Genomic DNA, 26,206 nt, shown 5'->3' with positions numbered 1-26,206 from the left:
TTGATTACAATAATGTAATAAAATAGTAATCCCAAATCCTTTAAAATTTCAAACAGAGCAACAGCTAACAGGCAATATTATCATTAATAACTGAGGGCGGGTAATATAATATTAACTGCGAAAAACTTCCAGCCTCCAGCTTCCCTCATCCAACCAATTGATACTTCAAGTTAACTTATTCCCAAATAACGATGGCAGGCAACTATTTCTCAGATCAGCATTTCGAAAATACAGATTTTACAAAGGAACCTTTTAACAGAGGAGAATACGAAAACTGTACATTCCGCAACTGTAATTTTGAATATGCGGATCTTTCCCGATGCAATTTTACCGATTGTGAATTTACAGGATGCAACCTAAGCATGGCAAAGCTTGTTTCGGCTGCTTTTCGCGATGTGATTTTCAGGGAATGTAAGATGTTCGGGCTGCAGTTTAATGATTGTAATGAATTCGGATTATCCTTTACCTTTGAAGACTGCCTGCTGAACAATTCTGTCTTTTATAAAGTTTCCATTAAGAAAACACGTTTTAAAAATTCTAAGTTAACAGAAGCCGATTTTTCTGAAGCTGATTTATCACATGCCGTCTTTACCGGCTGCGATCTTTCCGGGGCTGTTTTCGATCGGACGAACCTTGAAAAAGCGGATTTGAGGGCTTCGTACAATTATTCCATTGATCCTTCCGTAAACAGGCTGAAAAAGGCCAGATTTTCCCTTTCTGAAATCCATGGACTGCTTCGTCATCTGGATATTGAAATTGATAAGAACAGTTGATTGGCTGGGAGATGGAATTTAGATGTCTGAAGTTTAAATATCGTAGTAATTGATAAATGAAAATGTCTGAAAAATAAAAAAACCATCAGTTGCTGATGGTTTCATTATTTAAATCAATTATTTAAAATTAAAAATTTGTTCCGTTGGAAGCGGGAGTTGTCGTTGCAAGATTGTTGTACGCTTCTCCGTTCTCATTGATGATTCTTTTTCCGAACCGGTATTTTGGGCCCCAATAGGAATCGTTCAGTGACGAGACCATTACTCCTTTTGACGTAGCGGCATGAATGAATTTTACTTCACCGTTTTCATCTACGCTTTCTACAATACCTACGTGAGAGATTCTTCTTCCGTGAGAAAAGAAAATAAGATCTCCTTTCTGAAGGTTCTCTTTTTCGATCTTCTCTCCTTCTTCAGACTGGGAAGCAGCTACTCTTGGTAAGCTTAATCCTGCAGCAGCTCCGAAAACGGAAAGAACAAAAGCAGAACAGTCGATCCCGTTTCTTGTCATCCCTCCATATCGGTAAGGAGTTCCAAGATAGGTCTGTGCTTCGTTTAAAATATTGTCGATGGTTGTATTGTGTTTGATTGCTTTTGCAATCTCAGAATTTTTGATGGAATTTTTGGCGTTGGCCAGAACAGCTGCCTTTTCTGCTAGAAATGAATTGATAAGTTTCTGCTTATCCTGCTCCATTTTGTTCGTTTCGAATGAAGCTAGTTTGGCATCTGTTTTGTATTCTTTAGCGTAAGTTGCTGGTTTTGAAACGACGTAGTTTGTAACACACGATTGTAACGATACTGTAGAGACGAAAGCAACTAGATAAAACAAAACTCTTTTCTTCATATATATTTGATTACCGTGTTAAAAGGATTAGTATATTTTCAAAAGCAATACAAAAATATAGAATCCGAGTAAAAGCGCCTTGATATGACAATTGTCAGGTTCTTTATTTAACACATTTTAACATATTTTGAAAGTATGTTAAAGAAAAACAAACCGCAACCGCCTATTTTCGGTAGGCATGCGGTTTTTTTTATTAAGATTCTTTAACAAAATTATCGTCAGATCTTATAAAATATAGGCTGTGGTAAAAAATATTTCAAAAAACAGGCTATTAATATTTCTTAATAAATAATTGATTACAAGCATAATTTAGCCATTTAATTCCACTATTTGCTGTTTTCAGCATGCATCACCGAGTGATCTTAACATTTAAATGTAAGACTAGAAATTTATGATCTTAAATTTAGCAGTAAAATAAAAACTCCCCGATAAGAACCGGGGAGTTTCACTAATATGGAACTTTACAAATGTTACTTTGTAAATAACATTTCTCTGTATTTTGTCATTGGCCAAAGCTCGTCGTCCACCATCATTTCAAGATCGTCGGACGCTTCTCTGATCACATCAAATAAAGGCTTTACTGTATTACAGTATTCTTCTGCCTGCTTTTGGCTTTCAGTAACACCTTTTGCTGCTTCTCTGGCTTTAATAAGGTCTTCAACACCCAATTTGATTTTTGATACGTTTTCAGAAATGTGAGTAATCAGGCTCATCTGCTCTTTTGCCAGAGACTTGAATTCATTCTCTCCGAAAATTTCTTTAAGACCTTTTACGTTCTCGATCAGTCTGTTCTGATAGTTTAAAGCAGAAGGAATGATGTGGTTTCTTGCGATGTCACTCAAAACTCTTGCTTCAATATCGATTACCGTAGAATATTTTTCTAATTTGATTTCGTTTCTGGCTTCCACTTCTCTGTGAGTGAAAATTCCCATCTCTTCATAAAGGGCAAGGAATTTCTCATCCATTTCCTGCTTTAATGCTTCAGGAGTGGTTTTCAGGTTGTTCAATCCTCTTTTTTCAGCTTCTTTTGCCCAATCGTCGGAATATCCGTCTCCTTCGAACATGATGCTCTTGCACTGCTTGATGTATTCTCTCAGTACATTGAAGATCGCTTCATCTTTTTTAAGACCAGTTTCAATTAAAGCATCCACTTCTTTTTTGAAATCGCTTAATTGTTTTGCTGCGATGGTATTCATTACCGTCATGGATTCTGCACAGTTTGCAGAAGAACCAACCGCTCTGATCTCGAATTTATTTCCTGTAAATGCAAACGGAGAAGTTCTGTTTCTATCGGTATTATCCAATAAGATTTCAGGAATTTTTCCTACAACATTTAATTTTAATTCTGTTTTCTCTTCAGGAGAAAGTTTTCCGCTGGTTACTTTTTCAAGCTCTTCCAATACGCTGAACAGCTGGCTTCCGATAAATACAGAAATGATAGCCGGTGGTGCTTCGTTAGCTCCTAATCGGTGGTCGTTGCTTGCAGAAGCGATACTTGCTCTTAGAAGATCTGCATATTCGTGAACCGCTTTAATGGTATTTACGAAGAACGTTAAGAACTGTAAATTTTTCTTAGGGTTTCTTCCCGGACTTAAAAGGTTCTCACCGGTATCAGTTGCCAAAGACCAGTTGTTGTGCTTTCCGCTTCCGTTTACTCCTGCAAATGGTTTTTCGTGGAATAAAATATGGAAATGGTGTCTGTGAGCGATTCTCGCCATAACGTCCATCAACAAAGAGTTGTGGTCTACTGCAACGTTTACTTCTTCAAACATTGGTGCCAGCTCAAACTGGTTTGGTGCTACCTCATTGTGTCTTGTTGTTACCGGAATACCCAGTTTCATACATTCGATCTCCAATTCCTTCATGAAGTTCATTACCCTTGTAGGAATAGAACCGAAATAATGGTCGTCCAGCTGCTGTCCTTTTGCAGGAGAGTGTCCTAATAAGGTTTTACCTGTTAATACAAGGTCCGGACGGGACTGATACAATGCGGAATCAACAAGGAAATACTCCTGCTCCCAGCCTAACGTAGGGGTTACTTTGGTTACGTTTTTGTCGAAGTACTGCATTACGTTGGTTGCCGCTTCGTCTACCGCGTTCAACGCTCTTAAAAGAGGGGCTTTGTAATCTAAAGTTTCTCCGGTATAAGAGATAAAAATCGAAGGAATACATAAAGTCGTTCCCATAATGAACGCCGGGGAAGTAGGATCCCACGCCGTATAACCTCTTGCTTCAAAAGTGTTTCTGATCCCACCATTCGGGAAAGAAGATGCATCCGGCTCCTGCTGGATCAATAAGTTTCCGCTGAATCTTTCGATAGCTCTTCCTCCTTCGATTGGAGTAAAGAAAGAATCGTGCTTTTCTGCAGTACTTCCTGTAAGCGGCTGAAACCAGTGCGTGTAGTGGGTTACCCCTTTGCTCATCGCCCAGTCTTTCATCGCTACAGCTACCTGGTCTGCAATGTGTCTCTGGATCTTGGTTCCTTTTTTTACCGCATCCATAATAGAATTGAATGCTTCTTTCGTTAAATATTCTCTCATGGTTTCTTCTGAGAAAACATTCTGGCAGAATAATTCTGACAATTTTACAGGAACTTCAACAGAATTATCTCTTCTAAAGTCCTTGAATGGTAAAGTTTCTAACGCTTTGAATCTTAAAGTTGACATATTAGGTTTGATTTTTACGGGGCAAATTTACGAAAAAATTAAATCCAAAATATTTTTACCCTGAAAATTTAAGGGGTTTACCTAAATTTAACAAAAAATTAAACAAGAATTTGAATTTATAGGAGGGGGTTAAATGTTTAAGGGCTTAAATTTTGAGTTGGGTTCTGTTTAAATTAAAGAATTTAATAGAAAAATATCTCATTAATAGAAGAGGGAAGTTATGGCTGGCATTCGTGGAGTTGTGCTTTAGCCCTGATTGCAGCGGCATCCTTTTTCTGCAAGGCCCTTTGCGTGGGCGGAAAAGATATAGCGGAAAGCAGGTTCCCGGCTCCTGAAGAATCGGGAGATGGCCATCATAAATGTCGAAAGCCGGATAGCAGAAGTTTAAAGGGTTGAGAATACCGATTGCTGAACAAAATGGAGGAGTACATGTTATACCTTATATATTATGTTAAGCGACTTATTAAAAGTTACTTAAAATGAATTGGGCGGAGATTTTGTATATTTGTGTGAAATTTATTTTATGACAAATTCTAGAGCAAGAGAAACAACGGAAGCAATTGAAAGATTGTATATTTCTATGAGACACCTCTTTTACAGAGGTTTTTTTAAACCTGCCGGTGTTTCGGGGGAGACGATCAGAAGTTTGTTGAAGACCATTAATCCTGAGATCTACGGAAGCATGAATATTCCGAGTAAACTGGAGCTTGACGGATTGATGTATGTGCTGGACAGGCTTCCGGAAGGAATTGAAGAATGTGCTTTTATTCATCTTACATCAGATGAGGGGTTTGATAAAGGAAGTTTCGAACCGATTGTTCCTAAAAAGAGAAGAAGAAACTGTTACCGGATCGACGAGCACCAGATGAATATTGAAGTGCTTTTGGGACGTTCGGAAATCTATGATATTCTTACCCACCTTACTTTTTTATTTATAGAAGCGGATAAGATCCGTAACCTCGCTTTTATCCAGGATGAAAACTGGAAGCCGACCCGCGCTTTCAAAATCATCGAAGAAGTGGTGAAAGGCGAAAAGAAATTCAGCAGAAAGGAAAAGGAAGTGGCATTAATCCATTTGTCTTCATTAATAGGAAGAACATTTGATGAAACCTTGAGGGCTTATAATACTTTTGGAGACGATCATAATCCGGACCGTTTGTTTAAAATCATCTACAACCTAGCGAAAGTAAGCCTGGAAGATGCCAAACAGACCAGAGAACGGGAAATTCATTTCAGTTCGATCCTGAGAGAAAGGGTAGGCCATCACTATTTCGGTGAAAAATGGGCGAACAAGGTAAAGGAGACTTTATATGAGAATGATCTTCACATGCGCCCGCTGCACATTATTTCTGCCAACATGCATTCGGTGAAAAATATGCTGTATGCCAATGATGCTTTAAAGAAGAAAGACCATAAAGAAGTCGATTACAAGTTATACGGCGAGATTTCCGATAAAAAAGAGCTTCGTGACAAAGTTTCCAAATATGCTTTGGACGAGGGGATGATCTATATAAATGATAAAAGCGGGAGCAATATTGATGTACAGATCATCGATTTGAGCAAAACTAATCTTAAAAATACACCTTTCAGCGATATAAAATACGGCGGAGACGATGTGATCATGGTTTTCGATTATGCTTTCGGTGAACAGGCTTTTGAAGTAATGGATGAATTGCTGAGACCTTTCGAACATAAAGGAGAAGTTTATATGATGAAAGTAAAATCGGTTTCTATTATGGGTAAAGCAGGTATTCTTGCCGGCGGAAAAGGGGACATTATGATCCCGACCTCTCATATTTTTGAAGGAACAGCCGATAATTATCCTTTTGAAAATGCTCTGAAGCTCGATGATTTTAAAGATGATGAACTGCTGGCATTCGAAGGGCCGATGATTACTGTTTTAGGCACATCACTGCAAAACAGGGATATTCTTTCCTACTTTATGAACACTTCATGGAAAGCGATCGGGCTCGAAATGGAAGGTGCGCATTACCAGAAGGCCATTCAGGTAGCTTCTAAAATCAGGCATCATATTACCCCAGATCTATTTGTGATGTATGCTTATTATGCATCAGATAATCCGCTGGAAACAGGAAGTACGCTTTCTTCCGGTGGTTTGGGGTTAACGGGAGTGAAACCGACTTACCTGATTACTTTAAAAATCCTTGAGAAGATTTTGAGAAGCGCAAAAAAGGAGCTTTTTGCTTAATGTAACATTTATTTGACGATAATAATATCATCCTTCAGGGTTCTAAACGCTGAAGGATTTTTTTATCCTGGAGATGGCTTAGATCTGACAGATGTTTGCGCAAGCAGAAGTTAATAAACAGCTGTGGAAATTCATTTGATTCATCTGAAAAAACATACGCCATCCAGAAAAATAAAAATAATTATCTTTAAGAAAATTACAACAAATGAGTACCGTATTACAATTAGCCAAAAGATTCAGAGAAGTATTGCTGGATGGGCTGTGGATTGCCAATACCAATTTTAAAGACCAGCTTTCTGATGTGACCTGGGAGCAGGCCGTAACAAGAGTCGGTTCTTTGAATACCATTGCCATGCTTACCTTTCACATCGATTATTATATCGCAGGATTGATCCAGGTTTTTGAAGGCGGACCTTTGGAGATCAGAGACCAATACAGTTTTGATCTTCCTCCGGTTGAGTCGCAGGAGCAGTGGGAATCATTGCTGAATAAACTTTTGAGCGATGCTGAAAAGTTTGCCGTTTTATTGGAACAGATGCCTGATACTAAAATGAATGAAGTTTTCATTGATGAAAAATACGGAACCTATTTACGAAATATCGACGGAATGATTGAGCATGCGTATTATCATCTGGGACAGATTACCTTAATTAAAAAACTCTTGGCTTTAAATATACATTAGTTCAAACTCAGTAAATTTGAAAGGTAATTTAACCCTTGATTTAAATTTAATCTAAACATAGAGCAAACCTCATCATACCTGTTCTTTTGAGGTTATTGTTTAAAATACTTACCTTTAGAAAAATAAAAATTTTAAATGAAAAAATCGGTTGCAATCCTGTTTGCGTTTATCATTTCACAATTTCACGCCCAGCAGGGACCTTATTATCAGCAGAGTGCGAAATACAAGATGGATATTGATGTGAATGCTGAAAAATTTACCTATGAAGGAAAACATACCCTAGACTATAAAAACAATTCGCCTGACGAGCTGAATGTGGTGTATTTCCATCTGTATTGGAATGCTTTCAAACCGGGTTCGATGATGGATCAACGGGTGGCGTCACAGGGGAAAAACGGGGATTCAAGATTGCAGAAAGACGGGGTTTCAAGGCTGGCTTCAATTCCAAAAGACCAGGAAGGCGCACAGAATATCCACTGGATCAAACAAAATGGGAAAGCCTTAAAGTATGAAATCCAGGAAACCGTGATGAAAGTATATCTGGCAGAACCGATAAAGCCGAATTCATCAACCACTTTTACTTTGGAATGGGATGCCGTAATTCCTCAGCAAATCAGAAGAAGCGGAAGGAACAACCGGGAAGGAGTGGATATGACGATGACCCAATGGTATCCTAAAATCGCAGAATACGACTACGACGGCTGGGCTACGTTCGATTATGTCGGGAGGGAATTCCACGCACCGTTCTCGGATTTCGATGTGACGATTAAAATCAACAAAGATTATGTAATTGGGGCCGGAGCAACTTTGGAAAATCCTGCTGAAGTGAAAGGGTACGACGTCAATGCAAAGATCAAAGCAGATAAAAACAAAGCTACCTGGAAATGGACCGCGAAAAATATCCTGGATTTTGCATGGGCAGCCGACAGGGATTACATCGTGAAAAGCTTCGATGTTCCGCAAGGCCCGAAAGTCTTTCTCGTGTATCAGAATAATGACAAAACAAAAGTCTGGGAAGAGGCACAGCCCTATATTACAAAATATTACCAGCTGATGAATGCCCATTTCGGAAAATATGTTTATCCTTCTTATGCTTTCATCCAGGGAGGCGATGGCGGAATGGAGTACGGAATGTGCACGATGATCTTGGGAGAAGCCAAAAATATTGAAGGATTAATGGGACTGATGGCCCACGAAGGTGCTCACTCCTGGTACCAGCAGATGTTGGCTACCAACGAACCGATGCGCCCATGGATGGATGAAGGTTTTACCAGCTATGCGGAAGGCTATGTGATGAACCAATTGTTTCCGCCGGCCCAACCGCTTCCGAATCCTTTTTTCAATTCGATCAATGCGTACCGTAATTTCGTTAAAAAGGGAATTGAAGAACCTGCTGTCTGGTTGGGAGACCACCACGATAACGGAACTGCTTATACCTATGCTTCATATGTAAAAGGGGAACTGTATCTGGTGGAATTGGGATATATTATGGGAGAGCAGAATCTTGCGGAAACGTTGAAACAGTATTACGACCAATGGGCAATGAAACATCCTTCCGACAGGGATTTTCTGCATATTGCGCAAAAAGTTTCAGGGATGGATCTGAAATGGTTCCAGAATTATTGGATCAATACCACCAAAACGATAGATTACGCGATTAAGGATGTAAAATATGATGCTAAGTCGACAACCATTACCTTAGTAAATAACGGTCAGGTTCCGATGCCTATCGATTTCAGTATCATGACTGCAGATAAGAAAGTGGTGAATTACCAAATCCCGATGAGTATGACGCATACCTGGAAAACAAAGGATGCCTATGGAGAATTCAAAACAATGCCGTACTGGCCGTGGACGCAAAAGGAATATACGATTACGGTTCCTTATACGAAATCCCAGTTGTCAATTTTGGGGATTGATATCAGCCAGAGACTGGCGGATGTGAATCCTGATGATAATTTTGTTGAGGTGAAATAAAGATACTGATAAATGTAAATCCCCAAAGAATTTTTCTTCGGGGATTTTTTTTATTTAATAGCTTCATGTCAGGATCTATTTAATTCCAAACTGCTTTACCATCCAATGATTGGAATGGTTTTTCAAAAGATCATTTTTTATGGCTTCATCATTGGTGCTTAAATAAGTGTATACTTTTAACGGTACGGAATCAGGATATTCTTTCAGTCCCTGGAATGCCGTGGCTTTTGCTTCCTCTTTTTTATTACCGGCGCTCAATGCTTCATATTGGTAAACATAAATGATAGCAGGGATTTTTCCATAGACACTTTTAATTTCATCCTCAAGCATTCTCATGGTTGCCATTTGAAATTCAGGATTAGGCTTTTTTCCTACTGCTGCCGTTTGGCTGATATGCTGTTGATACATCAGAAAAAGCATCAGAATGTGGAGATTCTTTGTATCAGGATCTGAAGCGAGTTTTTGGGTTTTCTCTATGGTTTCTTCCGACATTTCATCATTTTCCGCCTGAAGGTTTTCGGCATAAAATTCTTCAAGAAGATGATAGACAGCCTTATCACTGCCGTCAATCTTCGATTCTTTCTTAATTTTTTCAAATACTTCCTTTGCCGCTGCCGCCGTTTGTGCAGGTATATTCAGTCCGGCAAAAAGTAAAAAAATAAAGATCAGTTTTTTCATGAGATACGGTTGAAGAGGTTTTCAGTCTTTAAATATAATTAATTGTTTTAAAGACAGCAAAAAGTAATTTCAGTGACCGCCCTATAATTTTACTAAAATCATTAATTTTAATGCCTCAAAGTTAATATAAGATTTCGGTCTTTCTGAAAATAGATACATGAATTCAATTGTAATAAATATAGGCAACAGCAACATTCGGTTCGGACTTTTTAATGATGATAATTGTGATATCTCCTGGGTGATCAATACCAAACCCTATCGGACGGCGGATGAGCTTTACGTTCAGATGCTGATGCTATATCAAACCTATAAAATTGAACCGAAAGAAATCAGCAAAGTGATTATCGGTTCGGTTGTTCCGCAGCTTACAAAAGTAATGAGCTCGGCCATTAGGAAAATTCATCATATTTCCCCGATAATTGTCGATAGAAATACGCCATCGGGTGTTCAGGCAAAATCCAAGCAGATGGGAACGGATATTTACGCCAACCTGGTGGCAGCCCATAATATGTATCCGGACAGAAAGAAAATCATACTTGATTTCGGAACAGCTCTCACGGCAAGCTGTGTAGCGGAAAGTGGGGAAACATTAGGAGTCATTATAGCTCCGGGCATCGTTACGGCCCTGAACTCTCTGATCAGCCAGACCGCCCAGCTTCCTGAGATTGAACTGGTAAAACCGAAAACCGTGTTGGGCCTGGATACCGTTACCTGTATGCAGAGCGGAATGGTGTACGGCTTTCTGGGAATGGTAGAAGGTTTTATCGACCGGATCAATGATGAGGTAAGTGATGACTGCTTTGTGGTAGCAACGGGCGGTGTTTCCCATGTTTATAAACCGCTGACGGATAAGATCCATGTGATGGACAGGCTTCACACTCTAAAGGGATTGTATTTTTTAGGAATAGATAAATAAAAAAACGGCCTTAAGCCGTTTTTTTATTGAAGATTATCTTTTAGATTTAAAAAATTCTTTTACAATTAATGAACATTCATTTTCCATAATGCCTGTAACGATTTCCGTTTTCGGATGAAGGCTGAGGTGCTTATTGATAAAGCCCCGCTGTCCATCCCTTGCTCCGATAACAACCTTTGAAATCTGTGACCATGAAAGCGCTCCGGAGCACATTACACAAGGTTCTAAAGTTACATACAGGGCACAGTCCTTTAAATATTTTCCACCCAGAAAGTTAGCTGCCGAAGTAATGGCCTGCATTTCAGCATGAGCCGTGACATCATTTAAGGTTTCAGTGAGATTATGTGCTCTTGCAATGATGCGGTTATTGGAAACAACCACACAGCCAATCGGGACCTCATCTTTTTCAAAGGCTAATTCGGCTTCGTGAAAAGCCATTTTCATAAAATATTCGTCGGTAAACATACGCAATTATTCGATATTCATGGTTAAGGGAAGTCGGAACCGGTATCGTACCGGATTGCCATTCACGATGGCCGGAGAAAATTTTTGGGAGATAGAATATACTGCAATTTCTGCCTGCCGGTTAAAAGTAAAATTATCACCTTCTGCCTGTACATGGGTGATGCTCCCATCCCTTTCTACAACAAAGGCCACATTGGTCTTTACGGTTTTAACTTCGGAATATATTCCTCCAAGATAAAATAAATCTGCCACTTCTTTTCGAAGGCTGTTGATTCCTCCGGGATAGTCTGCGGCTTTGTCAATGACGATAGAGGGAGATGGTGAAGCCTCGGCAGGTAAGGTTTTATTGACCAACCTCAGCTTATCCAGATCTTCCAGGTTTTTTGTCTTTAATAAAGCGCCGGTCAGTGCAACATTTTCGATGCTATCCATTTTCTGCATAAAAAGCAGATAATCCTGTTTGATGGAAGCTTTATGAAAATTATTTGTTTCTGCATCAAACTTTTTCCTGAATTCCTTACCCAGCATAGAACGGTGCTGGTTGTAATAATTTTTAATCAGTTTAAATTCCTCTGCCTGCTGGGAAAAACAGAATGATGAAATAAAGCAAAACAAATAAACAATAAGAGATTTCACTTTGGTATATTTATGTAAATGTAATCAAAAAATCATAACCAATTAAGTTTAGTTTTCAAGGTATCGGTTTAGAGATTCCTGCAAATGCCTGCGGATTTCTTCTACTAAAATTTTAGGTTCCAGAACCTGAACTTCCTTGCCGTATGAAAGAATTTCCTGCATAAAGTCGTAGGTTGGATGAAGAAAGAACTCGAAGAAAATTTCTTCCGGGGTCTCTTTCGTTTCTTTTTGAGACTGGTGAAGCGGAAAGCTTCTGATGTATTCTCCTTGGTGCCTGCTGCATTTCAGGATGATTTTCTGAGGGTGCTGTTCTGCAAGATTCATTACCCCGAAAGCATTTTTGAAATGCTCCCTGAAATTGTATTTATATTTTTCCCTGAATTTATTTTTTGAAACATCAAGGTAATTGATCCGGTCCAATCCGAAAGATTTCAGCATTTTATCTTTGGTATCGACAGCAATTAAATACCATCGGTCTTTGGATTCTTTTAATGCTAAAGGATGGACCTTTCGGGAGGTCATGACCTTGTTTTTATAATTATAATGTTCAAATAAAACGATTCTCTTATTACGGATGGCAAAGAAAAGGTCATAGAAGTTCTCTACACCGGTTGGTTTTCTTGTTTCAAAAAAAATCAGGTCTGAAAAGTCAGGATGTAGGTTTAAAGCATTGCTTACCTGAAAAGATTCCAGTAATTTCTGGTTGTATTCATCTACTTCCATAATAGGGCGGCTTTCGATATAATAACGGTTGTCACCCTTTTTTTTATTGTGGATAGAAAGATTAAAAAGATTTGCAATTTCCCGGATATCCCGCTGCAGGGTACGGATTGAATAACTCTTGATTCCCGCATCCTGAAACTCAAAAGAATTGAGCAGATATTCCTCAAGCTGCGGATAAGTAGCCGAGGAAGTTTCCAGCCTCTTGATAATAAGAGCATATCTTGTCAGGTAAAAGTCTTTTTTCATTCTAAAATATTTAATATCGCCGTTTGTTGCATGCTTAGAAGGACGCATACCGGCATTTCATTGCTAAAAGTTTATACCACAAATATATGGGGTTGATGCGACAAAATGTGTCGTGTTTGGATTTTTGTTTAAAAATTTAACAAAGACCAGAAATGTTTAAGTGCTTTGATGAATACGAATCTACAGCCGGCAAAAGTCACTTCACATAACTTATTATTAATTATCAGAGAATATAAAAACTCCGTAAATAGTATCGCTTACGGAGTTTATTATAAATCCTATTGTTATATTAGTCTTATTTAAAAGTATTTATTATTTAATAGAAGGCTATTGTATAGGGCTGTCATTCTTCTTAGTATACTCCAGAGTCAGTATAAAAGAATCGATTTGGGAATAGTCATAATCCGGTGCATTAGCCATTTCAAATTTCACAAGATTTTTTTCCAGTGTAATAAATAGTTTTGACATCCATTGATTTCCTGAAAAGCTCGCATTTAACACAGAAGATTCTGTGAACATCTGATTGGAAACAATTATTTCCAGATCTTCAAAAATCTTGTCCAGCATAATTTCCCCGTTTCTCGGGATTTCGTTTAGGAATAGCGTTTTTTTGTATAAAGGCTTATTATTGATCCATAATCCTTCTGTTTTTACTTCTTTTTCAGTATAGGAGTGTTGCATGTCCACATACTGTTTCTGAATATAATCGGTTTTTTGGGCATTATCTCCAAAATAAGTCTTAGAACTTAAACCTCTTGGTTTTGTTGTCTGATGTTCAATAAATACAGGTTCATCCTCGTTTGAGCTCACAACAAATCCTTTGGTATTTGTACCGTCTGTTTGCTTCAAAGCAATTCCAGCGGTATCTAATATAATACGAGCGCCATAAGCTCGGGCAAGAATGCCATTGTTTTTACTTACATCTAGACTGCAGGTCTGTGTTCCCTCGGGGTTTCCTGAAAACATCATGACGGAATCGGGAAATAACCCTACTGCATTTTTTACATTGTTAATTTCATTAGTTCTGTATATTATTTTTTCTGTTGGATCTTCATTTGAGAACCGGATATTTCCCGTGAGGGGTGCGTCCGAAGTCGTCCCTGCAATCGGAATAAATCCTGTAAAATCGGATAAATTTTTATATCCAAAGATATTTCCTGCATTAAGAACGGCTACTTTTGTATAACTGCTGTCAGCTAACGGAGTTCTTTTTGCAGAAACAACGGCGTCAAAATCCAGTGTTCTGGCAGCAAAGTCGCCACCGATCAGAGGCGTTACAAAGTCATGACGTCTTGCTGCTATATTGGATTCAATAACCAGCCGGTTGGAGACCGAACCTCCTAATGGGGCATTACAACCGATAACAACATTATTGTCTCCCCACGTTCCCATAGCATGAGTAGTAGAAGCTGCATTATATCCAATAAAAGTATTATAACCCCAAGCTCCCGATCCGGTAGTTTTTCCATGGTTGTTTCCGGCAAAAGCACCAATAAATGTATTTTGGGTACCATGGGTAAGCCAATATCCGGCTCCTAATCCTACAGCAGTATTGTTCTTGCCATCAATATTTTTAACACCTGCTTCATCCCCGACATATGTGCATCCATTAGCTGTTGTTGTATTCTTTCCAGCTTCATTCCCAAGCATTACATTGTAGCTTCCCGTTGTCAAAGAAAGCCCACTGTTTACACCAGTAAGGGTATTCCATTGTCCTGTTGTTAAACCATTGCCGGCAAAGCCTCCCATAGCGACATTGCTTGCTCCTGTAGTTAAATTCTGTAGCGTACCATATCCGATTCCAATCCCGTATACTCCTGTATGATCTTTATTCATATTTCCAAACCATAAAGAGTAGGTTGTAGGACTGAAGCCCACTTCTCCTGCCCGACCTTGATTTGGCTGAAAAATAATAGGTTTGGTCGTTCCATTGCCTCGGTCGATAACGTTTTGTAAATTATCATTGCCTGTAAAAGTTGGTTTGTCTGTTAAGTCATTATAACTGCCAGTAACGGCCACTTTTTTCAAAACGAGTTTTTCCTGGCTTTCTTGAGTTAACGTAACACTTCCGTCAGGATTGGTGGTTGGGATAATGCTAAACTCTGAAAGATTAATCTGGAAAGACGTTCCGTTGTTTTGGGTAATTGTAAGAATGTTCTGGGCAGCATCATATGCTGCATTTTCAATATGAATATCATTGGTAACCAAGCCTCCTAAATCTATGGATTTACTTTGCTGAACACCATTTTCACCTGTATAAAATACCGTTAACACATTTCCGTTCAGTTGGGGATTTTGGATAGAGGTCTGAGTCTCTATTTTATCTTGCCAAAGCTTTACATTTTGTGGAGTTAAGTTGGAAGCATCTGCATCTGCTTTTTTTGTAAGATCATAGTCTATTGCTGTGGTGGGAATCTTCTCTTCTTTATGCCAATAAGAGTCCTGCCATTCCCAAAAATCTTCCTGGCTGGGAGTATCATCATTTTCAAAACGAAGTCTTAATTTTTGTTTGTCTAACATGTAATTTGGTTTTATGAGATTATGTTTTCAAATTTTTTAGTTGAACTTTTTAAAACAGTTCCAGCTGTCCAGCATGTTGTGAATGGTGAATTCAAAGAAATGAGACATTAAAGGATGGAGAATAATAGAATGCTGAACAGCTGCGGAACTGTGAGTTTTATTTAGGAATAGATTATTCTTGTACCTTGCCGGAATACATTCTTAAGGTTATTAAGGTAGTTGTCATAATCTGCCTCAGTATTTTCGATGTCGCTCCATTCAATGGTATAGAGTTCTTTAAAAGCTGTTTCCGAAGTACAATTTCTGGTTTCCATATTCTTTTTGCAGTTTTTGGTGTTAAAATCTGGATGAATTAATAGTGAATTCAAAAGTTATTAGGTTTTAATTTTTATTTGCTTTTGTTTTACATTTCAAAGGTAGAGGCTGCCAACGTCAAAACTTGACGTGTTATTTTTTAATTTCAAAAAAATTTAAAATTTCTTTTTATTTATTTCTGATGGTGATAAAAACAGAGCCGGTAGATACAAGTTATAATTCCGGATTAAGATATTTTCAATAGTATATACCGGTACCCGTCTTTTGTAATAGCAAGATGATTGAATTAATCAAATAAAAAACATAAATAAGCTAAAATGAAAAATGAATGTTTATAAGAAAAGCCGTTAAGTTGCTTTCATTTGTTATTACAACATATTAAATAAGAATAATAATATAATCGAAAAAGCTTATATTAATACATTATAATTAAAATAGCTTATATTTTATTCTTAATTAACTTTTGTACAATTTGGTTTAAAGTTTCTCTGTTATCATCAATATAACATAATCCAGCCTGGATTAGGCATTCAATATTGGATCTTCTTACATTATCCATTGCGGGAGAAGCGTTTTTCAAGGATGGATTTAGCCGGTAATAATTCTTCTGGTTTCTTAATCCCAAAGTCTGAAACATCTGGCAAAGCTGGTAATCCACGGTTTCAGCATTGGCAGACATCAGGATGTCAATAATAGGATTTACCCAGCCAAGTTTACCGGATTTCTGCATTTTTCTAAACGAATACGGTCTGGCTTCGATCCCGGTTCCTATAGAGATGATCAGCATGTCGTTAACAGTTGGCTTATTTGCTTTCTGGTGATTTTTCAATACTTCCGCAAAAGGAATTTTCCTTGCTTCCGCATATGCGCAGAGTGCCGGATTATTGGCAAACATTCCGCCGTCGATCAGGCTGAAGATCTGTCCGTACATGGATTTGATCTGTACCGGACTGAAATACGTCGGTGCTGCAGAAGTTGCCCTACAGACGTCTTTTACATAAAAATTATCCGTGCTCAGACTGGCTTTCCAGGAATTGAATAACTTGGCTCTTCTGTTTTCTATATCATAGCTTGTAATTAAGCAGGGTTTTATCAGTTCTTTTAATTCTAAATTTCCAAAAAAGTCATTCAGGTTTTTTTCCAGTGCTTCCTGGGAAATTTTTTCGTTTAATAATCCGAAAGGATTTACCAGGCGTTCCCAAAAGGAAACCTGGAATATGTCGCCACCTTTTTCAGCATACAATTCCAATCCTTTTTGGATTGAATATTTTGCTTTACGGTGTTCATCGGGGCATAAAATAATAGACGCAATCAGTCCGCCTGTGCTGCTTCCCGCAACAAAGTCGAAATAGTCGCCGAGTCTTGCGCCCGGCTTATCGTATAACTGAAGCTGCTCTTCTATGTAACGCAGAATGATGCAGGTGATAATTCCCCTGATTCCGCCCCCGTCCAAAGAAAGAATGGTTGTCTTTTTCATAAGATTTTTCGCTTTTATGAGAAATCACTTACAACTTTAGACAAGTAAAACCAATAGTGTCAGGCAATAACTATTGGTTTTATCTCGTGGTATGAAGTTGTTTTTGGTGTTTCTTCTGAAGCAAAGGTAGAATGGAGAAGCGACAAAACTCGTCGTATTAAAAAATAAATTCTCTAAACAGAGAATTTATTTTAATATTCTTTATATTGAATATCGCGCTTTAAAAGGTGTATACCTCATTTTAAAGCTGATTAGAAATATTAAACTAACTTTTAATTTTAATTATAAAGGTTGTGATTTTCAGTTTTGTCTTTCTCCGGATGGTAATACTAAAATTATAGAATCACATACCCGTCTTTATCCATTTTCATTTTTAATAAGGTGCGCCAGCTTGCTTTCACCGGACCTTTTGCCGTCATCACACTTTTCTTTTCAAAATGCGGAAGGTCTTTAAAGGTTTTCCAGTTTCCACCCCAGTCCCAGCCATGTCTGGCGAAAATTTTCACGCATTCGTACCAATCGGCTACTTTATCATTGTCCCAATCCTTTGCTGTATCCCAGCTGGCAGTTTTCCCGTCGATTATCAGGCAGATATCAACCGCTAATCCGTAATTGTGAATGCTTTGACCGGCTTTGGCGTTGGTTACTTTTTTTCCTGTGGTAATTCTTCCGATCGCATAAAGTTTTTCCTGTTCTTCAAAACTTCTTAAACCCTGGGTAATTCTCACCTTTGCCCTTCCGGTTAAGGCTTCATCGCATTCCTTAATAATCTGCTTTACTTCCTCTCTTACCGAGGGATGAAGCTTTTCAATTCGTTGTAAAGTTACTTTGTCCATATTCTCAATGTGTTAGTGTTCTGGAATGCAAAAGTAAATGCCGGGTGCGACAAAACTTGACGTGTAATTATTTATTATTAATAATTCAATCAAATGTAATACTAAGAAACTAAAAATGAGAAATATAAAATTGCAGATCGGTTCCGAATAAAATGGTTGAACAGGGTTTGTTACCGGGAAATTTTCCTGTCCAATTCCCGGATTTCTTTTCTTAATTCCAGAAACATATCTTTCACCTGGTAACTTTCAAAATTATCCGGCTCAAAATCTTCTGGGAAAATACCTGACGCATACTGCCAGATCTCCACAATTTCCCCTAGCGGAATATCATAAGGCTTGTAAAATGAATTATCGGCAGCTACCGTTATTGATTTTTTCTTTTTAGCTTTAAACCTTTTATAGGAAATTCCGTCATTCAGTGTGACAAAGACATAACTTTTATTTGGTTTTAAATCCTCAATATCCTCAACGTATTTTCCGATAATGTACGAACCGTCTTTAAACGGCGGCATCGAATCTCCTTTGGCAGGAAAGGCCCTGTATTTTCCATTGACCAGAAAAGGCAGGGAAATTCTCTGTAAACTTTCAATGTATTCAGGATCGCTGTAACCGGACAGATAGCCCATCGATGCTTTCTGCGGAACGATTTCAATACTGTTGTTCCCCAATTTATCCACCACTACCGGAAGCACAATCCTGTTATCCGGAAGCCTTAATATTTCTTCCAGTGGATATTTCCGGATATCCACCGATACGAGAAGATCAATGCTTACATTAAAAAACTTTGAAATCTTCACCAATACTTCAATCGGCGGTTCCGATCGCCCGTCTTCGTAAGAAACATACCGCGACCGGGTGATAATTAAAGTATCCGCCAAATCCTGCTGGGTAATCTCTTTCTTACCTCTCAAAAACCTGATGTTATCTGAAAAAACTGACATTGTTATAATTTGTAACAACAAAAATACAAATTTTGTTTAAAAACGTAACTATTTTTGTCATGTGGATCGAGCGATTGTACATATGGACTTGGATGCATTTTTTGTATCCTGTGAGAGACTCAATAACTCTCAGCTTGACGGTATTCCCCTTATTATCGGAGGCGGCGACCGTGGAGTGGTTGCGTCATGTTCCTATGAAGCCCGGCAATTTGGGATAAGATCCGCTATGCCGATCCGGATGGCGCTGAGGCTTTGTCCGGAGGCTAAGATCATCAAAGGGGATTATGAGCTGTATTCCAATTTATCCCACACCGTAACGGATATTATCCAGGGAAAAGTGCCAGTCATGGAAAAGGCGAGCATCGATGAATTTTATCTGGATCTTTCCGGGATGGACAAATTTTTCGGCTGTTACCAGTGGACCCAGGAAATCGTATCTGCTGTAAAAAAAGAAACAGGGCTTCCCATAAGCTTTGCCTTGTCTGCCAACAAGACTGTTTCCAAAATAGGAACCGGAGAAGCCAAGCCTGCCGGAAAAATGGAAATCCCGCAAACGGAAATCCGTCCTTTTTTAAATCCTCTTTCCATCAGGAAAATTCCGATGGTTGGCGATAAAACTTTCCAGCTTCTCTCCCGGGTAGGTATCCGTACCATTCAAACCTTGTCTGAAATGCCTGTTCTGGTGCTCCAGCAGATGATCGGGATCAATGGAAAAGAACTGTGGAAAAAAGCCAATGGCATCGACGAAAACCCAGTAATCCCGTATTCCGAGCGAAAGTCTATTTCTACAGAAAAAACATTTTCTACGGATACCATCGATATTCCGGAGTTAAAAAGAATCCTCACCAGGATGTCGGAAAAGCTGGCCTATCAGCTGCGGCAGGAAAAATGGCTTACTTCAACGGTTGTTGTGAAGATCCGCTATGCCAATTTCGACACTGAAACCAAACAGAGCCGGGTAGCCTATACTTCGGCAGACCATACCTTATCAAGAATAGCCCTGGAGTTGTTTAACCGGCTGTATACCCGCAGGATGCGGATTCGACTGATTGGCCTACGATTTACCGATCTGGTTCATGGCAGCCATCAGATGAATCTCTTTGAAGACACTGAAGAACAGATGAATTTATACCAGACCATGGATTACCTTAAAAACCGTTTCGGAGCGGATGCTGTCGGCAGGGCTTCGGGATTTGATTTTGAACATAAAACAACACTTTAACCTTTTTGCTATGTACCTTAATTGCCATTCCTTCCACAGCCTGCGTTACGGCACCCTTTCCGTAGAAGAACTCGTACAGAAAGCCAAAGCCCTGGAGATAAAAACCCTGGTGCTCACAGATATTAATACCGTTACGGCCATTTATGATTTTAAAAAACAATGTGACGACGTGGGAATAAAACCCATTGCCGGAATGGAAATCAGGAAAGAAAACCGGTTGCTGTACATCGCAATCGCCCGGGAATTTTCCGGGATCGGGGAAGTGAACCGGATGATGACCGCACACAACTGCGACGGTGCAGAACTTTCGGAAATAGCTCCCGATTTTGAAAACGTATTTGTGGTTTATCCACTGCAGAATATTCCGAAGCAGCTTAAAGACAATGAATATATTGGCATCCGGGAAGAAGAGCTGAATTTCCTGGTACGGCCTGAATTGAAGAAGCATATGGACCGGATGGTGATTCTACAGCCGGTAACCTTCATTTCCCAGAAAGAATATAATCTGCACATGATCCTAAGGGCGATCGATAACAATACGTTGTTGTCCAAACTCTCCGAACATGATATTTGCCGCAAATCCGAATATTTTAAATCCGAACGAGAACTGACTGAAGATTTTCAGTTTTATCCTGAAATCATTGAAAATACCCAAAAGCTTCTTGAGGCCTGCAGCTTTGAATTCGATTTTAAAAAAGTCCGAAACAAGCAGCATTATACTAAATCAAAAGCTGCCGACCTGAAGATGCTAACCAGGCTGGCGTATCTTGGACTTGAGAAAAGGTATGGAGCCAATCATGAGGAAGCGAGGAAAAGAGTAGAAAGAGAACTGAAGGTGATTAATGAACGTAATTTCTGTTCTTATTTCCTGATCACCTGGGATATCGTACGTTACAGTAACCGTATGGGATTAATGCATGTGGGAAGGGGAAGCGGTGCAAATTCAATTGTAAGTTATTGCCTGGGGATTACCGACATCTGTCCGCTGGAACTGGATCTTTATTTCGAACGCTTCCTGAACCTGAACCGGAATTCACCTCCTGATTTTGATGTCGACTGGAGCTGGCAGGACAGGGATACGATTCTGGAATATATTTTTAAAAGATACGGGAAAGAACATGTGGCCTTTTGCGGAACGAATGTTCAATTTAAATACAAATCCATTTTCCGGGAGGTAGGAAAAGTCTTCGGGTTGCCGAAAGAAGAACTCGACAGCCTGGCGAATGATCCGATTGAAAAACATGACCGGAATTCCATCGTAAAGCATGTTCATCGCTATGGGGCTTTAATGGAGAAATTCCCGAACCAGCGCAGCATGCATGCCTGCGGAATCCTGATCTCCGAAGAACCGATTACCAATTTTACCGCACTGGAAATGCCGCCTAAAGGTTTTCCGATCGCTCAGTTCGATATGGATACGGCGGAAGACATGCGGCTTGAAAAATTAGATATCCTTTCCCAGCGCGGATTGGGAACAATTAACGATACGGTGGCACTCATTAAGAAAACCAGGGCAATTGATATTGATATCCGGGATACCCGCATTTCCAAAAATGAACAAAAATGCAATGAATACCTGGCTATAGGAAAAACCATTGGCTGTTTTTATATCGAATCTCCGGCGATGCGTGGATTGCTCAGAAGATTAAAATGTGACAATTACAGAATATTGGTGGCTGCTTCTTCCATTATCCGTCCCGGAGTGGCCCAAAGCGGAATGATGCGGGAATATATTTTCAGGCACAACCATCCTGATCGGTTTGAATACTTCCATCCGATATTTGAGGAAAACCTGAAAGAAACGTACGGAATTATGGTCTATCAGGAAGATGTAATCAAAATTGCCCAGTATTTCGGAGGCGTTTCCCTGGCGGATGCAGACACACTTCGCAGGGCGATGAGCGGAAAAGGGAGGTCCATAGAGAAACTGCAGGAAGTAAAGGCTAACTTTTTTGAAAAATGCAAAGATGAAGGACATTCCGAAGCTCTTACTGTTGAGGCTTTCCGGCAGATTGAATCTTTTGCCGGCTACTCTTTCTGCAAGGCACACTCGGCTTCTTATGCAGTAGAAAGCTATCAGAGCCTGTATCTAAAAGTCTATTATCCATTGGAATTTATGGTGTCTGTAATCAACAACCAGGGCGGATTTTACCGTACTGAAGTCTATATTCATGAAGCGAAAATGTCCGGCGGAAATATCCAGCTTCCGTGTGTAAATTCGAGTGAGGTGCAGACAGCATTGAAAGGAAAAGACATTTATCTGGGACTTGGTTTACTGGAAGGGCTCGAAACAAAAATGGTCAACAGAATTGTAGAAGAGCGTGAAAAAAACGGAAATTATACCTCCTTAGAAAATTTCATCAGGCGTATTGCTGCAGGAGTAGAAACCATTCAGACTTTGATTTTTATCGGTGCATTTAGATTTACCGGCAAACAAAAAAATGAATTGCTGGTGGAAGCCCGGATGCTGCTGGTAAACTTCAGGCCTGAAAACCGTGGGATGACGCTGATTGAAGAGCCTGTGCAGGAATTCAGGCTTCCGGAGCTGAAAAGAGAACGCTTTGAAGATGCTTTTGATGAAATTGAAATCATCGGGTTTCCGATTTCATGTTCCCCTTTCGATCTGCTGCAAACCAAATACAGGGGTTCGGTGTTTGTAAAGGACTTGGCGAAATACCATAAACGGCAGGTAAAAATGCTCGCTTACCTTATTTCCAGAAAGCATGTGCCGACGAAGAAAGGAGCGATGTATTTCGGAACCTGGATCGATGCCAACGGAGAATATTTTGATACCGCCCATTTCCCGGACAGCCTGAAGGAATATGATTTCCAGGGCGGGGGTTGCTATTTGCTGCTCGGAACCGTAGAAATTGATTATCATTTCCCCACCATTACCGTCCACAAAATGGCAAAAATGCAGATGATTCCCGATCCGCGGTATTCTTCCGACCAAGAAAAAAATTACCAGGTGCACCACAAAATCCGGGAAGATGTGAGCATGACCTCACGGAAACCTTACCCGCAGGCCCATGAAATCGGATTGCCAAGGCAGAGAATTAATATCGGACTGAGGTAAAGTTTTTATGTAATAAAATTTGTACTTATTAAACGTATGAAATGATAATAAAAATTAAGCTGAGTATAGTAGATCCAATGATTTGGAATATACCGTTCAAATTCCCCTCCGAATTGGAGGCGAAAATTCAGAGAATTTTTGACGGTGTGTTTTATAAATCATTCATTCCCGCTAAAAAAATTCACCGTTTCATTCACCAGGAACCTTACCTGATCCGGCCTACCTCTGTCGGTTTTCGGGAGGTTGTTGTAGCTTCCGGTTCTTACGATCACCATATTGTGCTCCGGTACCATGATGATATACTGGCCCTGAAGACCAAGGAAATAATAATGCTTAATCGGATTGTCGTTATTGATCCAGAAGCCCATACCGTAAATTTCATCGGAATTTTTCGTTGGCTCTTTCATCAGATTGATAAAATCAGTGTTCAGAAGCTGCTTGTCACCAACTTTTCCGTTGTCTAAAAACAATTGTCCCAATTTTGCGAAGTCGCGTGCATTGGAGTGGATGCAACAATAGGTTTTTTCCATACCGTTTTCATCCGTGCTCCAGGTAGCATTCTGTTCCATACCCAGCGGGATCCAGAATTTCTCAGAAAGATAACTGGCCAACGATTGTCCCACGGCTTTTCTTACGGCAAAACCTAAAAGCTGGGTCGATCCGCTTTGGTATTCAAACCTTTCACCCGGATTGGATTTGAATTTTCTTGAAAAAGTAGCTTTCATCAGGCTTCTTCCGTAATAAGCTCTGGCATTGGGAAGAAATGGATTCTTATAATCTTCATCCCAGTCCAGACCGGATTCCATCTGAGCCAGATGTTTCAGCGTTAGGTTCTGTGCAAAATCTTTATTTTTAAATTCTTCAAAATAATCCGAAAATTTATCATTGATACTGCCGATCTTTCCTTCTTCAAGGGCTTTTCCCAGAAGCATGACCGTTACGGCTTTTGCCATGGAAAAAGAATTGGTGGCAGACAGGGCATGATAGCCTTTCCAGTATTGTTCGTGAAGCAATTTTCCGTCTTTCACTACAATGAAAGAAGCGGTTTCAGAACGGCGAAGATCATCGGCAATGGTCTTAGGCAGCTCCTTTTTATTGTATTCCGGAGCTTCTTCCCAAAGCACCGGCGATTCTGTGTCGATAAGGTTGGCGGAAAACAATTTTCCGTCATCTATGTTTGCGCTCATCTTTCCTCTTAAATAGGTTTTTGAGATTCCGTTAAAAAGATATCCGTATCCCAGAATATAGAAAAGGGCCAGGGCAATGATAATGAAGGTCGCCAGATAAATAAGAATGGTCATAATAATCGATCTTAAACAAATTTAAAATAAATTTAAAAACAGCAAAGGAAATGATTCGTTTTATAATGTATGACCTGTTAGGTAAACGTGGGCTATGATTTTTCATCGCAAACGAAAATGTAAGCAATAAAAAAGCCCTGATTTCTCAAGGCTTTCCGTTTATATTTTTGAAAGTAAGTTTCTAAAACTTGTTTTCTCGTCGATAATTCTTCGCAGTTCCGAAACGGGAACTCTTTCCTGCTGCATCGTATCCCGGTCTCTGATCGTTACCGTATGATCCGTTAAAGAATCGTGGTCGATCGTGATACAGTAAGGGGTACCGATCGCATCCTGCCTTCTGTAACGCTTTCCGATTGCATCTTTTTCTTCGTAGAATAAATTGAAATCGTATTTCAGGTCATTGAAGATCTGTTCTGCATATTCTGCCAAACCGTCTTTTTTCATCAACGGAAGGATGGCCGCTTTAATTGGTGCCAAAGCAGGAGGTAAAGAAAGAACCGTTCTTTCCGAACCGTCTTCCAGGGTTTCATCTCTCAGGCAGTGGGAGAATAAAGCAAGGAACAATCTGTCTAGTCCAACAGAAGTTTCCACCACATACGGAACATAGTTTTCGTTTCTTTCCGGATCGAAGAACTGAAGCTTTCTGCCGGAGAATTCCTCGTGTGCTTTAAGGTCAAAATCCGTTCTGGAGTGGATCCCTTCAAGCTCTTTGAAACCGAATGGAAAGTTGAATTCGATATCAGCCGCTGCATTAGCATAATGCGCCAGCTTCTCGTGATCATGGAATCGGTAATTGTTATCACCCAACCCCAGAGCCAAATGCCAGTTCAGACGTTTCTGTTTCCATTGTTCGTAGAATTCCAGTTCGGTTCCCGGTGCAACGAAAAACTGCATTTCCATCTGTTCGAATTCACGCATCCTGAAGATGAACTGTCTGGCCACGATCTCATTTCTGAAGGCTTTTCCGATCTGGGCAATCCCGAAAGGAAGTTTATGGCGGGAAGTTTTCTGTACATTTAAGAAATTAACGAAAATACCCTGTGCGGTTTCCGGTCTCAAATATAGGTCCATCGCAGAATCCGCGGAAGCACCCAGCTTCGTCCCGAACATCAGGTTAAACTGTCTCACCTCCGTCCAGTTTTTGGAACCGGTATCGGGATCGGCAATTTCCAGCTCTTCGATTAACGCTTTTACATCAGCAAGGTCTTCGTTTTCCAGGGATTTTGCCAGTCGGGAAAGAATGGCTTCTCTTTTGGCTCTATACTCCAATACTTTAGGATTGGTAGCGACAAACTGGTCTTTATCGAAAGCTTCACCGAATCTTTTGGCTGCCTTTTCAATTTCCTTGTTCTCTTTATCTTCAATTTTAGCACAGTAGTCTTCCACTAAAACGTCTGCTCTAAAACGCTTCTTGGAATCTTTGTTATCAATCAGCGGATCGTTGAAAGCATCTACGTGGCCGGATGCTTTCCAGGTCGTCGGGTGCATCAGGATGGCCGAATCAATACCCACAATATTTTCATGCAGCTGTACCATTGCTTTCCACCAGTACTGCTTGATATTATTTTTAAGTTCGGCACCGTTCTGTCCATAATCATAAACAGCGGATAAACCGTCGTAGATCTCACTCGAAGGGAAAATAAAACCGTATTCTTTAGCGTGAGAAATCACTTTCTTGAAAACATCTTCTTGCTTTGCCATAATTT

20 protein-coding genes are annotated in these 26,206 nt (G+C 39.6%); 7 read left to right on the top strand and 13 right to left on the bottom strand.

Features of this window, described 5'->3' with window-relative positions; translation table 11 throughout:
- Nucleotides 1–191 precede the first annotated feature (191 nt).
- Nucleotides 192–773: a pentapeptide repeat-containing protein gene (locus tag QE422_RS00960; protein WP_307454435.1), complete on the top strand. Its 582-nt coding sequence runs from the start codon at nucleotides 192–194 to the stop codon at nucleotides 771–773.
- A 127-nt stretch (nucleotides 774–900) separates the two neighbouring features.
- Here QE422_RS00960 and QE422_RS00955 read toward each other — a convergent pair whose 3' ends face one another.
- Nucleotides 901–1,614, bottom strand: a complete 714-nt coding sequence (locus QE422_RS00955) for a C40 family peptidase (protein WP_307454433.1) — start codon at nucleotides 1,612–1,614, stop codon at nucleotides 901–903.
- A gap of 470 nt (nucleotides 1,615–2,084) precedes the next feature.
- Nucleotides 2,085–4,280 (bottom strand): glutamine synthetase III, encoded by a 2,196-nt coding sequence (locus QE422_RS00950; protein WP_307454432.1) that lies wholly within the window; start codon nucleotides 4,278–4,280, stop codon nucleotides 2,085–2,087.
- 523 nt (nucleotides 4,281–4,803) lie between these two features.
- Here QE422_RS00950 and QE422_RS00945 point away from each other — a divergent pair.
- From QE422_RS00945 to QE422_RS00935, 3 genes are all read left to right on the top strand, one after another.
- Nucleotides 4,804–6,489, top strand: coding sequence for a hypothetical protein (locus tag QE422_RS00945; RefSeq protein ID WP_307454430.1), 1,686 nt, complete (start codon nucleotides 4,804–4,806; stop codon nucleotides 6,487–6,489).
- Nucleotides 6,490–6,694: 205 nt separating this feature from the next.
- The gene (locus QE422_RS00940; protein WP_307454428.1) at nucleotides 6,695–7,171 is read left to right on the top strand and encodes a DUF1572 domain-containing protein; all 477 of its coding nucleotides are present in this window, start codon (nucleotides 6,695–6,697) and stop codon (nucleotides 7,169–7,171) included.
- Between the two features lie 135 nt (nucleotides 7,172–7,306).
- On the top strand, nucleotides 7,307–9,148 hold the full coding sequence (locus tag QE422_RS00935; protein WP_307454426.1) for a M1 family metallopeptidase: 1,842 nt from the start codon (nucleotides 7,307–7,309) through the stop codon (nucleotides 9,146–9,148).
- A gap of 75 nt (nucleotides 9,149–9,223) precedes the next feature.
- Here QE422_RS00935 and QE422_RS00930 read toward each other — a convergent pair whose 3' ends face one another.
- Nucleotides 9,224–9,826 (bottom strand): hypothetical protein, encoded by a 603-nt coding sequence (locus QE422_RS00930; RefSeq protein ID WP_307454425.1) that lies wholly within the window; start codon nucleotides 9,824–9,826, stop codon nucleotides 9,224–9,226.
- Between the two features lie 157 nt (nucleotides 9,827–9,983).
- Between QE422_RS00930 and QE422_RS00925 the strand changes: the two genes are divergently transcribed.
- Complete coding sequence (locus tag QE422_RS00925) at nucleotides 9,984–10,742, top strand: type III pantothenate kinase (protein WP_307454423.1); 759 nt, start codon at nucleotides 9,984–9,986, stop codon at nucleotides 10,740–10,742.
- A gap of 33 nt (nucleotides 10,743–10,775) precedes the next feature.
- Here the strand turns inward: QE422_RS00925 and QE422_RS00920 are convergent, their stop codons facing one another.
- The 8 genes from QE422_RS00920 to QE422_RS00885 all read right to left on the bottom strand — a co-directional run bounded on the left by QE422_RS00920 (nucleotide 10,776) and on the right by QE422_RS00885 (nucleotide 18,901).
- Entirely contained in the window at nucleotides 10,776–11,207 is a 432-nt protein-coding gene (locus QE422_RS00920) for a nucleoside deaminase (protein WP_307454421.1), read from the bottom strand.
- A 6-nt stretch (nucleotides 11,208–11,213) separates the two neighbouring features.
- Nucleotides 11,214–11,843: an energy transducer TonB gene (locus tag QE422_RS00915; protein WP_307454419.1), complete on the bottom strand. Its 630-nt coding sequence runs from the start codon at nucleotides 11,841–11,843 to the stop codon at nucleotides 11,214–11,216.
- A 48-nt stretch (nucleotides 11,844–11,891) separates the two neighbouring features.
- On the bottom strand, nucleotides 11,892–12,812 hold the full coding sequence (locus QE422_RS00910; RefSeq protein WP_307454418.1) for a YafY family protein: 921 nt from the start codon (nucleotides 12,810–12,812) through the stop codon (nucleotides 11,892–11,894).
- A 327-nt stretch (nucleotides 12,813–13,139) separates the two neighbouring features.
- Nucleotides 13,140–15,332 carry a hypothetical protein gene (locus QE422_RS00905; protein ID WP_307454417.1) on the bottom strand — a complete coding sequence of 731 codons (2,193 nt, stop codon included), beginning with the start codon at nucleotides 15,330–15,332 and terminating at the stop codon, nucleotides 13,140–13,142.
- Nucleotides 15,333–15,493: 161 nt separating this feature from the next.
- Complete coding sequence (locus QE422_RS00900; protein WP_307454415.1) at nucleotides 15,494–15,646, bottom strand: hypothetical protein; 153 nt, start codon at nucleotides 15,644–15,646, stop codon at nucleotides 15,494–15,496.
- 440 nt (nucleotides 15,647–16,086) lie between these two features.
- Nucleotides 16,087–17,124 carry a patatin-like phospholipase family protein gene (locus tag QE422_RS00895; RefSeq protein WP_307454414.1) on the bottom strand — a complete coding sequence of 346 codons (1,038 nt, stop codon included), beginning with the start codon at nucleotides 17,122–17,124 and terminating at the stop codon, nucleotides 16,087–16,089.
- A gap of 335 nt (nucleotides 17,125–17,459) precedes the next feature.
- The gene (locus tag QE422_RS00890; RefSeq protein ID WP_307454412.1) at nucleotides 17,460–17,960 is read right to left on the bottom strand and encodes a M15 family metallopeptidase; all 501 of its coding nucleotides are present in this window, start codon (nucleotides 17,958–17,960) and stop codon (nucleotides 17,460–17,462) included.
- Nucleotides 17,961–18,130: 170 nt separating this feature from the next.
- Nucleotides 18,131–18,901 (bottom strand): helix-turn-helix domain-containing protein, encoded by a 771-nt coding sequence (locus tag QE422_RS00885; protein ID WP_307454411.1) that lies wholly within the window; start codon nucleotides 18,899–18,901, stop codon nucleotides 18,131–18,133.
- 61 nt (nucleotides 18,902–18,962) lie between these two features.
- Between QE422_RS00885 and dinB the strand changes: the two genes are divergently transcribed.
- Nucleotides 18,963–20,123 carry a DNA polymerase IV gene (dinB, locus tag QE422_RS00880; RefSeq protein ID WP_307454409.1) on the top strand — a complete coding sequence of 387 codons (1,161 nt, stop codon included), beginning with the start codon at nucleotides 18,963–18,965 and terminating at the stop codon, nucleotides 20,121–20,123.
- 10 nt (nucleotides 20,124–20,133) lie between these two features.
- Complete coding sequence (locus QE422_RS00875) at nucleotides 20,134–23,199, top strand: DNA polymerase III subunit alpha (RefSeq protein WP_307454408.1); 3,066 nt, start codon at nucleotides 20,134–20,136, stop codon at nucleotides 23,197–23,199.
- Between the two features lie 158 nt (nucleotides 23,200–23,357).
- On the opposite strand, the gene QE422_RS00870 is transcribed toward QE422_RS00875, so the two are convergent.
- Nucleotides 23,358–24,500, bottom strand: a complete 1,143-nt coding sequence (locus tag QE422_RS00870) for a serine hydrolase (protein ID WP_307454406.1) — start codon at nucleotides 24,498–24,500, stop codon at nucleotides 23,358–23,360.
- 159 nt (nucleotides 24,501–24,659) lie between these two features.
- Entirely contained in the window at nucleotides 24,660–26,201 is a 1,542-nt protein-coding gene (locus tag QE422_RS00865) for a glycine--tRNA ligase (protein WP_307454404.1), read from the bottom strand.
- Nucleotides 26,202–26,206 lie beyond the last annotated feature (5 nt).

It is taken from the genome of Chryseobacterium sp. SORGH_AS_0447 (assembly GCF_030818695.1).
Lineage (GTDB): Bacteria > Bacteroidota > Bacteroidia > Flavobacteriales > Weeksellaceae > Chryseobacterium.
Note: the sequence above shows the minus strand (reverse complement) of the source record. Positions and strands in the feature narration are given on the sequence as shown.